Here is an 11,347-nt window from a genome sequence, read left to right as displayed (position 1 = left end):
GGATTTAGCCACATTTTATTTTTATTAAATTTTGGTAAATAATATTACATTTGTAAGGTAACCCAATCATGCATGAAAAAACTCCTACTCTTTATATTTTCTTTAATTTTCTTCAGTACTTTCGCACAATTAGACCGTGAACACTGGTTCGGTCCAATGTCTGATCGGGTAAGTGGTCCGAACACTGCAAACTATCAATCTATCTACATGTCGACGGGTGAAACAACTCCGTTTAAAGTTGACATTTATTATGATAACGTGGTGATTGCAAGTTTCATGGTGAGTAAAAACAATCCTCAGAAATATAAAATTCCCTCTTACCAAAGAAGCAGAATTATTGTTACCAATGACTGGAATAATCCTTTGGTTGGGTTGTTTCAACCAGTGGCGATGGGGTTTTATTTAAAAGGTGAAAAGCCGTTTTTTGCAAGTCTGAGATTTTCTATTCAAAATCACGCTGAAATTCAAACCTCAAAAGGAACCGCTGCTCTTGGCACCGAATTTCGCGCGGTTGTAGCACCGATAACCGCATCTACTGGTTCTTTGAACTTCATGAACAGTGTGATGGCGACGCAAGACAACACCACAGTAAAGATCACCGAATTTCGACCTGATGTTGTTTTTTCAGATGAGATCCCCAGAACCGAGATCACTTTTGAATTGAATAAAGGCGAATCGTACATTATTGAAGGTGGTGACAGCTTCGATGAAAATCAGACCGGCTATATAGGAGCGAAAATCGTGTCAGACAAACCTGTGGTCGTAACCAACGGAAATTTTAATGGACAGTATTCTTCAAATGTAACGGGCGTTTCTGATATATTAATGGATCAAGCTGTTCCAATCAATAAATTAGGGAAAACTTTTGTGCTTGTAAAAGGAAATGGAGAAAACAGTTTTGACTATGCCGGAACTCTGACAACCATGGAAAAAGCATTGATTGTGGCGGTAAAAGATAATACTAAAATTTACCTCAACGGTAACCCAACCCCTGTTGCTACGATTAATACCGGTGAATTTTTTACTACTTCACCAGGCAGTTATGTCGATCAAGGTTCTTCTCACTTTAATATGTTAATCACTTCTTCTGAAGATATTTATGTTTATCAGCTCTTGGCCGGACTTGATGGTGAGATCAGTGCAGCCACGGGCGGTTTTAATTATATTCCTCCTTTAAGCTGTTATCTGCCAAGAAAGATTGATGAAATTGGATTTATTGATGAAAATGAATATGTCAGCAATCAGGTTCCATACAGTTTGACAGTTCCTACAAAACTGAATATTATTACCGAGAAAAATGCAGCTGTAGAGGTGAAAAGTAATGGTGCTACTTTGGTGCTTACTCCTGAAAACGGTCCACATCCTGTTGCCGGAACTACCGATTGGGTGACCTATTCTATTCCCAATATCACAGGAAATATTTCACTAATTTCTTCCCGCGCTGTGACCGCTGGAATCACGGCCGGAAATGATGCCGTAGGATATGGTGGATTTTTCGCTGGCTTTTCTTCTATTCCGCTTATTTCTAAGATTGAAGGAGACTGCCTTCCAGATGATGTGAAGCTTGCGGTCATAGAAGGTTTTGACAGTTATCAATGGTTACAAAAAGTGGGAAACACTTATATTAATGCTCCTGTAACGGCTGCTCATCCCTCCAATACCGATTACTTTTATTATCCTTCTCAAGCGGGAATTTATGCCGTACGGATTAAACAGGGAATCTGTCCAGAAGTCCAAACCGAAGATTTTAAATTTTTCAACTGCACCAATTTTACCAATTACAATTATACCACTTGTAGTGAGCAACAAATCATCCCAAAATTTGTTTTAAGCACGCAAGCAATTAATTATTCTACAGTTGTCGTAACGACGCAGCCAACTAAGGGAACGGTGTCCATCGCTCCCGACGGAACGCTGACATATACCGCTAATAAAAACGAATCTGGCATTGATACTTTCCGCTTTACATTTTGTGGCGTGGGTGCAATCCCAGACTGCGAAGTGGTACAGGCAACAATTCAACTTAATCAAGTTGTTACCAATGACGTGGTTTTGAAAAAATGCAGCGACACCAATAACGCCGTATATAATTTAAACCAGGCGATTGTTACGCCCGACACCACCGCTGAGAAAAAATATTATAGCGACGCTGCATTGCTCAATCTCATACCAAATAACCAACTCGCAAACTATCCAGCAACAAGTGGTGATGTGGTGTATGTATACATCAAAAATAAATTCGGATGTGAGGCGACTGCAACGATAACTTTGGAAACAAATTCACCGCCAGTTGTTAATGAAAACCTTTATATAAAAACACATTGCGATGAGGATTTAGATGGAATTATCGATGGTCAATATAAAGTAAATGTGAATTCGATTTCGCCAATTGTCATTCCGAATTTAGGAGGATTAAATATTCGTTATTATGAAAATGAATCCAAGGCACAACTTGGTGGAAACGACAATATAGCCGGCATTTATACTTTCACTGCTATTTACAATGAAGTTTGGATCAGGGTTGACGCCAATAATGTTTGCCAGCCTGCCATCAGGAAAATAATTTTAAACATCGGATCCAAGCTTGCCATTAAAACTACAGTTTCCGATTTTGCCTGCGATAATGATTTCGATAATGAAACGGCGGTCGATCTGTCCAACTACCTTTCTCAATTTACAACGGAGGCAAATGTTACCGCCACTTATTTTGATGATCTTACTAAAGCTCAAAACAATTACGCAGGTGAAAACATTTCGTCAAGTCAAGTTCTTAGCGGCAATAAAACTTTTTACTATCGATTAAAAAAATCAGGAGTTTGTGACGCGATCGGCATTTTAAATTTAACTTTAAGACAGCCTCGAAAATCAACTGTTTTAGTGAACAAAGAAATATGTCCGGAAGCAAAAACAAGTCTCGATGCAGGTGCAGGATTTGATGGATATTTATGGAGTACTGGCGAAAAAACGCAGGTTATACAAAATGTTGGAGTAGCGGATTATTGGGTCGATCTCTATTTCAATGGTTGTGTTTATCGCCAAACGGTTTCGATCACTCCAGTTGAGCTGCCAGAAATCACCCGCATCGATATTCAAGGTTCAACGGTAACGGTAAATGCTTCGGGTGGAAATCCTCCTTACCGATATGCAATTGACAATTTCAATTATCAAACATCCAATATGTTTTTAAATGTTCCGGGGGGAAATCATACGATCTACGTAATTTCAGCCGACAATTGCGAACCTGTTTCAGTGAGTATTAATGTAATTCAGCTCTACAACGTCATTACGCCAAACGATGACGGAATTAACGACGTCCTGAATTACTCCGGTTTGTTGAAAAAAGATGAACCGTCTCTTCAAATTTATGATCGATTTGGAAAACAGGTATTCAGTGGTGATAAAAGCAATCAATTTTCATGGGACGGAAAAACTTCCGGAAGATTAGTCAATACGGGATCGTATTGGTATATCATCAATTGGAAAGAACCTGGCCATAATACTTTTACCCAATACAGCGGTTGGCTTTTGGTAAAAAACCGAAATTAAACGTCTGAAATTTTTAATCAAAAAAAACCTGAATTCATATTGAATTCAGGTTTTATATTTCTTCAGAAACTTTAATTAAGAAGCCACTATTTCAGTCAGTATTTTTTTTGTTTCCGCTTCAAGCTCTTCCAGACCATCATTATTATAAATAACAAAGTCTGCCATTTTTACTTTATCTTTTTCCGGCATTTGTCTCAACATGATAGTTTCGACTTCCCGATATGTTTTGTAGTCGCGATCCATCACCCTTTTTAATCTGCAGTTGTCGTCAGCAGTAACTAAAAGAGATTGGTAGCAACTTTCGTTTAATTTCAATTCAAACAAAAGGGCTGTTTCTTTAAAAACAAATGGAGTCGTTTGTTGATCCACCCAGTTTTCGAAATCTATTTTTACAGCGGGATGAATCAACGAATTGAGTTTCAATAATATGGTTTCATCTTCAAAAACAATATCAGCCACGTACTTCCTGTCATACAAACCATTGTCATCGTAGGATTGTTCTCCTAAAAGTTGCTTGATTTGCTGCTGAAGTTGTGCATGATCGTTCACAATTGTTTTCGCCCGAATATCTGAGTAATAAACAGGATAACCTGCTTCTTCGATCAGTTTCGACACCGTTGATTTTCCGGAGCCAATTCCACCGGTTATTCCAATAATCTTTGTACTGTCCCTGGGTTCGGGTTCAGCTTCTTCTTCTATCATAACTTTATTTTAATTTTTCTAATCTTAATATCCAAAAACTTCATTCATGCTGAAGGTTTCATCTAAGCGAATACCTTTTTCTGTCATTTTCAAACTCGCCAATTCATTGTGCGCATCATGTTCGAAAAATAAGAGATATTCATTATCAACACATTGCTTTAAAAACTTCGCCTTCTCTTCCATTGTTAAAAGCGGACGCGTATCATAACCCATCACATAAACCTGTGGAATATGACCAACAGTCGGAATTAAATCTGCAGCAAACACAATCGTTTTTTCCTGATACTGAATTACTGGAAGCATTTGTTTTTCGGTGTGTCCATCCACAAAGATAACATCCATCTTCAAATCTGGAGCGAAACCGTAATTTCCATTTTGTGGCGTTGGTAAAAAATTCAACTGTCCACTTTCCTGCATCGGCATAATATTCTCCTTCAAAAAACTTGCCTTCTCTCTTGGATTAGGTTCAGTCGCCCATTTCCAGTGCTCTTCGTTGGTCCAAAATTGTGCATTTTTAAAAGCAGATCGGTAACCGGTTCGGTCGTCATTCCACTCAATCGCGCCACCACAATGGTCAAAATGAAGATGCGTTAAAAAAACATCAGTGATATCTTCTTTGACGAATCCATATTTTTTCAGGTTTTTATCTAAATTATCATCGCCCCAAAGCGAGTAATGACCAAAAAATTTCTCATTCTGTTTGTCTCCCAAACCACAATCGATAAGGATCAGTTTTTTACCGTCTTCCACCAAAAGTGAGCGTGTTCCTAATTCAATTAAATTATTTTCATCTGCCGGATTCGTCCGTTGCCAAAGGGTTTTCGGCACCACACCAAACATGGCACCACCATCTAATTTAAATTTTCCGCACTGTATAGGATAGAGTTTCATAAAATTTTATCTTTTAAATTTTGATCTGTTTTTAACGCAACGATCGCAAAGATTTTTTCTTTCTGATCAAATAATAAGTTCGCAAAGGCGTTTCACTCAGCGAAGGACTACTGTTTTATAAATGATTTACGATTCTTTTAACGCCATCTTTAAATAATAAAGAGTGAAAATTCAAAAGCATTCCCAGTTTAAATCCTGTAATTCTTAAATAATTTAAAAGTTGATAGGTATGATAACTATTAATTTCGGGAACTGCTTTAATCTCTATTATTACTTTATCTTCAATTAATAAGTCAACTCTAAAAGCTTTTTCAATAACCAATCCTTCATATTCAATTGGAATATCTTTTTGCTTTTCAACTTTCAAACCGTTTCTACTTAATTCGTAAACTAAACATTCTTCGTAAACTACTTCATAAAGGCCCACTCCAAGTTTCCGATGAATTTTCAAACCCGACTCAAATACAATTTTTGAAATCTCATTTTCATTCATATTCCAATCATATAATTTTAAGACATTAAATCAAGCCATTGCTGAGTGAAACGCCTTTGCGACCTATTAAACACAAATATATTAAATTTTCTTTGCGCCCATTGCGTTTTAAACATTCATCAAATTTGACGTTTAATATCTAAAAAAGTTCATCCGGTCTTCTGGGAATCGCGATCTGCAAATGTTTATACGCTTTCTCGGTCACTTCTCTTCCTCTCGGCGTTCGGATGATAAACCCTTCCTGAATTAAAAATGGTTCATAAACCTCTTCCAAAGTTTCTGGATTTTCACCAATCGAAGTTGCCAATGCAGAAATTCCCACGGGTTTCCCACGGAAATTTTCAATCATCACCCGCATAATTCGGTTGTCCATATCATCGAGTCCGAATTCATCAACATTTAAGGAGTTCAAAGCAAATTTGGTAATATTAATTTCAATTTCACCATTTCCTTTAATTTCAGCAAAATCACGAACTCTTCTTAAAAGTGCATTTGCAATTCTGGGTGTTCCGCGACTTCTACGCGCAATTTCCAAAGCAGCATCTTCATAGATTTTAACATCTAAAACCCGTGCGCTTCTTTCGATGATCATTGATAAAAGTTCGATCGTATAATATTCTAATCTTGATTGAATTCCGAATCTTGCCAACATTGGTTTTGTAAGCATTCCACTTCTGGTCGTTGCTCCGACCAAAGTAAAAGGATTCAAACCGATCTGAACACTTCTCGCATTGGGACCACTTTCCAGCATGATGTCGATTTTATAATCTTCCATCGCCGAATATAAATACTCTTCAACAATCGGCGAAAGTCTATGAATTTCATCGATAAATAAAACATCATTTTCCTCAAGATTGGTCAGCAATCCAGCTAGACTTCCAGGTTTATCCAAAACAGGACCCGAAGTTATTTTACAGCCAACTCCCAATTCATTTGCGATAATATTAGCCAAAGTAGTTTTCCCCAAGCCGGGTGGACCGTGTAAAAGAACGTGATCCAAAGCACCATTTCGGTTTTTTGCGGCTGCTACGAAAACTTCTAAATTATCCAAAGTCTTTCGTTGTCCGGCAAAATCCTGAAAGCTCTGCGGACGGATCTTTTCCTCGTGCATTAATTCATCTTCGGAAAAATTCTCTTTATCGGGGTGTAGGAAATCTGACATTGTAATATTTGAAATCATCCAAAGATAATATATTTACAACAAAACGTCTGAAAGTTGAGCTCAAATAATTTTTTATCCTTGAAAAAGAATTTATATTTACTTCCTATGAAATACGCAGTTTTTTTGGTGATGTTTTTCCCAGTTTTTCATTTTGCCCAAATGGAAACAGATCGACCTGGAGAAGGAACTGCCAGTACCATCATTTCTCCAAAATCAATTCAGTTAGAAAGTGGAATCATTTACAACCGAAGTACAAAAGGATTCACCTCAGATCATCTTATTCGTTTTGGATTGACGGAAAGATGGGAAGTTCGTTTGCAAACCATTCAAGACTTAAGCAACTCGTCTGAAAGCACTTACGGATTTTCTTCAAAATATAATTTTTTAAAAGGTGACGACTATGCGCCTTCGCTCACTTCGATTGCAGATTCAGATTTTAAGTTGGAGAATTATTCCTTCATATTAGCTTCCGACAAACAGTTAACTGAAAATTTTGGAAGTTCTGCCGGCATCGGTTATCTGAAAGAAGAAATGAAGGATTATTATTTTCTGTCCTTTGGTCTGGATTATAGTTTTACTGATCGGCTGGCGATATTCACAGAATATTATGGCTATTTCAATTCGAATCTCTCTCCCGAACATGGCGTCGATTTTGGTCTCACTTACCTCGCGACTCCACGGCTTCAATTGGATATATCTGCTGGCAGTAATCCGCAAAACATTTCCGCTGAATACTATTTAAGTACCGGGATTTCTTATCAGTTCAAATAAATTTTTTATAATAAAAGCAATTCAATCGATATCAATTAATGCTGAAAACGCTCGCCATTTAGAGCTCTAATTTCGTAGTTTTGCGCGATTATGTTTTCAACACCTCAAAAGCAAAGATTTGCACTATCGTCTTATTTCTTTTTATCTGGAATTTGTTTTTCTACTTTCGCCTCCAGAATACCAACCATCAAATCTATTTTCACTCTTACAGAAGGAGAATTAGGAAATTTATTAATGATCATGCCTGCAAGTGCCATTATTGGCATTCCTCTTTCTGGTTGGATGGTCGCAAAATATAACAGCAGGATTCCGCTCCAATTAGGAAGTGTACTATTTCTACTATCTCTATTTTCCCTAGGCTGGGGCTTTTCGTTGGTTGGATTGATCGTCTCGCTATTTTTATTTGCCTTATCTCTCCGAATTATAAATGTTGCAATCAATACGCAATCACTCTCTCTACAAGAAAAATTCGAAAAAAAAATCGTGGGAAAATTTCATGGCATTTGGAGTATTGGCGGTATTGTAGGAGTGCTTTTTTCTACTATTATGCTCAAATATGAGATCTCTATTTTCTGGCATTTTTTGATGGTGATGTTGTTTGGGATCGTACTGATTATTTCCATGTTTCCTCTTCTCATTAAAAATGACAAGGCCAAATCAAGCAATCCATTCAAATTTCAAAAACCCAGCAAATATATTTCCCTGCTAGGATTTATGGTTTTTTTCGCCGCAATTTGCGAGGGCGGAATGTATGACTGGAATGGGGTTTATTTAAAAGAAGTTGTTAATCAAGAAGTTTTCACGTACGGTTACCTCCTGTTCATGGTTTGTATGACAATTTCGAGGTTAACGATCGACAATCTGATGGGCCGATTTGGCATGCAAAAACTATATATGGTAAGTTCCATATTGATCGTTTCCGGAGTTCTTATCGTTACGCTTTTCCCAACCATTGTCCCGGTTCTTATTGGTTTTTGTCTGGTGGGCTTTGGCGTTTCCGGTCTTTTCCCGATGACTCTCATCCTTGCTGGTAAAGCTAAAAAATATTCCGTTCCGATTGTGATTTCAATTATCAGCACCTACTCTACGGTCGGCATGTTTTTAGGGCCGCCGATTATTGGTTATCTTGCAAGTGCCTTTGGATTGCAGAGAGCTTTCATTACGTTCATGGTTGCTGGCTTAATGTTTATTCCGCTATCCAAAATGGTTTTCGATCATTTAAAGAAAACTGAGTAAATTGCTAAAAATTGTTCACAGCATGTTCGATTTTTCAACCAAATAAGTCACATAAGTTTTAAGAAAAAATAATCTTAATAAAAAAGTTTACAAAAGATAAAAATCAAAGATTTTTAAAACTAATGTGCTCAAATAAATTTAAGAAATGTAATTTGCTAATGTGATTGATGTGTTTGAGTTTTTTTTTATAAATTCTCAAATGCTACTTAAAAATATTTAAAAATCTTCTTGATGAAATTAATTGGACCTTTCAAACAAATTGTAACACTTGCTAATCTTCCTTTGCGTGGAAAACTATCAGATGATCAACTTGAAATTATCGTTGATGGTGGACTTCTAATTGAAGATGGCACGATCGAAAATGTAGATTCTTTTCAAAATTTAAAAAATCAATTTCCCAATATTGAAATTGAAAACATAGAAGGTGAACAGATCTGTTTACCGGCTTTTGTTGATTCTCACACGCACATTTGTTTTGGTGGAAATCGTGCGAATGATTTTGCGATGCGAAACGGTGGGAAAACTTATTTAGAAATCGCAGAAAGTGGTGGTGGAATTTGGAGTTCCGTTCAGCACACCAGAGCAGCGAGCGAAGAAGAATTGTTAAAGACCATTTTAGAAAGAATCAACTTCCTGATTTCATTGGGAATTACAACCATTGAAGTAAAATCTGGTTACGGTTTAGACGTTGAAAACGAATTGAAAATGTTACGTGTTATTAAAAAAGCACAGACTTTTACGAAAGCGACTTTGGTTCCGACCTGTCTGTCGGCTCACTTGAAACCGAGAGATTTCGAAGGAAGTTCGCAGGAATATTTACAATATATTTTAGAGGAAATTTTACCCAAAGTAAAAGAAGAAAATCTCGCAAAGCGTGTTGATATTTTTATAGAAAAATCGGCTTTTTTACCAGACGAAAGTAAATTATTTTTATTGAAAGCGAAAGAATTAGGTTTTGAAATTACCGTTCATGCTGATCAGTTCACCTCTGGAAGTTCAAGAATTGCGGTTGAAGTTGGAGCAAAATCAGCAGATCATTTGGAAGCTACCATTGATGAAGATATTGATTTTTTAGCGAAATCAGAAACCGTGGCAACAGCGCTTCCCGGAGCGAGTTTAGGTTTGGGTGAAAAATTCACCCCAGCCAGAAAAATTTTAGATGCCGGTGGAATTCTAGCCATCGCCTCCGATTGGAATCCAGGCTCTGCACCAATGGGAAATTTAATTACTCAGGCAAGTATTTTAGCCACGTTCGAAAAATTGTCAACGGCGGAAGTTCTGGCGGGACTAACTTTCCGTTCAGCTTTTGCATTAAATTTAGAAGACCGCGGAACTTTAGAAAAAGGAAAGAAAGCAGATTTCGTTGCATTTAAAACTGATAATTTCCAAAACGTTCTTTATCACCAGGGAAGTTTAAAAGCAGAAACTGTTTATATTGACGGAGAAAAACAAATTTTATGAGCGCAGAAATTATAAATAATCATTCATTTCAAGAGTTTTGGAATTGGTTTGAAACCAAAGAAAAAGAATTTTTCAGTATATTAAAAGATGAGGATGATGTGGAAGTAAATTTTCTAGATGTAAACTTACACAAGTTAAAAGAGTTGAATGAACAATTCTTCTTACTGGCCGGAATGCATGATGACTCTACGGCTGAACTCATTATCACCGTCGATGGAAATATTAAAGATATCGTTTACGCCCAAGAACTCGTGGCAGCTTCTCCAGCACTTGAAAATTGGAAATTTACAGCACTAAAACCAGAATTGGATATCGAAGACGTGAATCTCAGAATAGGCGATCATATTTTCAGCAAAGAAAATATCTATTTCTACTCGAATGACGATGAAGATTATCCTGATGAAATTGATTTAATTTTCGTCCATGATGATTTAAATGATCAAAATGAAAATGAAGTCATTAACGGAACTTATCTCTTTATTGACAATTATTTAGGTGAGCTTAATTTCGTTACTCAAATCGACAACTTTAGTATATCCAATAAAAATGACGCTGAGAAAGAATTGATTCCGATTGAAAAGTTAAAAGATTTTTTGAGCTGGCGAGAAAGAGAATTTACAGAAAAGTATGACGCTGCAACTATTAAAACTACCGAAGATTCCTATTCATTATTAGAAGGGACTTTGGAAAATGGCTTTCTCATGCTCGCGACCGTTAATGTCGATTTATTGAAGTGGGACAAAAAAGCTTCGCATCCATGGATTTCGGTTTTAAGAATTAAATACCAAGGAGATGAGAACAATGGTTTCCCTGATGATAAAGATTACGACCTTTTTAATTTGATTGAAGATGAAATGACGCTTGAATTGAAAACCGAAGAAGGAAATTTAAATCTCGGTCGGGAAACTGCCGATAACATTAGAGAAATTTATTTCGTCAGCAAAGACTTTCGAAAGATCTCAAAAGTTCTGGCAGAAACGGTTGAAAAATATCCTGACTACGATATGTCTTTTGAAATATATAAAGATAAGTATTGGCAATCATTCGAACGATACGGAATTCATTAAAAATCTTTATCTTTAAAA

The 11,347-nt window shown here is 36.7% G+C and carries 9 protein-coding genes; 5 read left to right on the top strand and 4 right to left on the bottom strand.

What is annotated here, in order from left to right:
* Positions 1-72 precede the first annotated feature (72 nt).
* Complete coding sequence (locus ACEYOS_RS14215; protein ID WP_373709457.1) at positions 73-3,546, top strand: gliding motility-associated C-terminal domain-containing protein; 3,474 nt, start codon at positions 73-75, stop codon at positions 3,544-3,546.
* A 75-nt stretch (positions 3,547-3,621) separates the two neighbouring features.
* Here the strand turns inward: ACEYOS_RS14215 and coaE are convergent, their stop codons facing one another.
* From coaE to ruvB, 4 genes are all read right to left on the bottom strand, one after another.
* A complete protein-coding gene (gene coaE / locus ACEYOS_RS14210; RefSeq protein ID WP_373709458.1) occupies positions 3,622-4,248 on the bottom strand; it encodes a dephospho-CoA kinase in 627 nt (208 codons plus the stop codon).
* A gap of 24 nt (positions 4,249-4,272) precedes the next feature.
* A complete protein-coding gene (locus ACEYOS_RS14205) occupies positions 4,273-5,139 on the bottom strand; it encodes an MBL fold metallo-hydrolase (RefSeq protein WP_373709459.1) in 867 nt (288 codons plus the stop codon).
* 115 nt (positions 5,140-5,254) lie between these two features.
* Positions 5,255-5,632 carry a GxxExxY protein gene (locus ACEYOS_RS14200; protein WP_373709460.1) on the bottom strand — a complete coding sequence of 126 codons (378 nt, stop codon included), beginning with the start codon at positions 5,630-5,632 and terminating at the stop codon, positions 5,255-5,257.
* Positions 5,633-5,771: 139 nt separating this feature from the next.
* Positions 5,772-6,794: a Holliday junction branch migration DNA helicase RuvB gene (gene ruvB, locus ACEYOS_RS14195; protein WP_373709461.1), complete on the bottom strand. Its 1,023-nt coding sequence runs from the start codon at positions 6,792-6,794 to the stop codon at positions 5,772-5,774.
* A gap of 105 nt (positions 6,795-6,899) precedes the next feature.
* Here ruvB and ACEYOS_RS14190 point away from each other — a divergent pair, with 105 nt between their 5' ends.
* The 4 genes from ACEYOS_RS14190 (at position 6,900) to ACEYOS_RS14175 (ending at position 11,329) form a co-directional block, all read left to right on the top strand.
* A complete protein-coding gene (locus tag ACEYOS_RS14190) occupies positions 6,900-7,565 on the top strand; it encodes a transporter (RefSeq protein ID WP_373709462.1) in 666 nt (221 codons plus the stop codon).
* Positions 7,566-7,655: 90 nt separating this feature from the next.
* Entirely contained in the window at positions 7,656-8,801 is a 1,146-nt protein-coding gene (locus tag ACEYOS_RS14185; RefSeq protein ID WP_373709463.1) for an MFS transporter, read from the top strand.
* Between the two features lie 231 nt (positions 8,802-9,032).
* On the top strand, positions 9,033-10,262 hold the full coding sequence (gene hutI, locus ACEYOS_RS14180) for an imidazolonepropionase (RefSeq protein ID WP_373709464.1): 1,230 nt from the start codon (positions 9,033-9,035) through the stop codon (positions 10,260-10,262).
* Complete coding sequence (locus ACEYOS_RS14175) at positions 10,259-11,329, top strand: DUF695 domain-containing protein (RefSeq protein ID WP_373709465.1); 1,071 nt, start codon at positions 10,259-10,261, stop codon at positions 11,327-11,329. The genes hutI and ACEYOS_RS14175 overlap by 4 nt, the downstream gene beginning before the upstream one ends.
* Positions 11,330-11,347 lie beyond the last annotated feature (18 nt).

Origin of the sequence: Kaistella sp. (assembly GCF_041824135.1) — a bacterium.
Lineage (GTDB): Bacteria > Bacteroidota > Bacteroidia > Flavobacteriales > Weeksellaceae > Kaistella.
This window is presented reverse-complemented; position numbering and strand designations above follow the sequence as displayed.

Excerpts from the sequence above, each read along its gene's own strand:
- ACEYOS_RS14215 (WP_373709457.1), top strand. The coding sequence starts at position 73 with ATGAAAAAACTCCTACTCTTTATATTTTCTTTAATTTTCTTCAGTACT.
- coaE (WP_373709458.1), bottom strand. The coding sequence starts at position 4,248 with ATGATAGAAGAAGAAGCTGAACCCGAACCCAGGGACAGTACAAAGATT.
- ACEYOS_RS14205 (WP_373709459.1), bottom strand. The coding sequence starts at position 5,139 with ATGAAACTCTATCCTATACAGTGCGGAAAATTTAAATTAGATGGTGGT.
- ACEYOS_RS14200 (WP_373709460.1), bottom strand. The coding sequence starts at position 5,632 with ATGAATGAAAATGAGATTTCAAAAATTGTATTTGAGTCGGGTTTGAAA.
- ruvB (WP_373709461.1), bottom strand. The coding sequence starts at position 6,794 with ATGTCAGATTTCCTACACCCCGATAAAGAGAATTTTTCCGAAGATGAA.
- ACEYOS_RS14190 (WP_373709462.1), top strand. The coding sequence starts at position 6,900 with ATGAAATACGCAGTTTTTTTGGTGATGTTTTTCCCAGTTTTTCATTTT.
- ACEYOS_RS14185 (WP_373709463.1), top strand. The coding sequence starts at position 7,656 with ATGTTTTCAACACCTCAAAAGCAAAGATTTGCACTATCGTCTTATTTC.
- hutI (WP_373709464.1), top strand. The coding sequence starts at position 9,033 with ATGAAATTAATTGGACCTTTCAAACAAATTGTAACACTTGCTAATCTT.
- ACEYOS_RS14175 (WP_373709465.1), top strand. The coding sequence starts at position 10,259 with ATGAGCGCAGAAATTATAAATAATCATTCATTTCAAGAGTTTTGGAAT.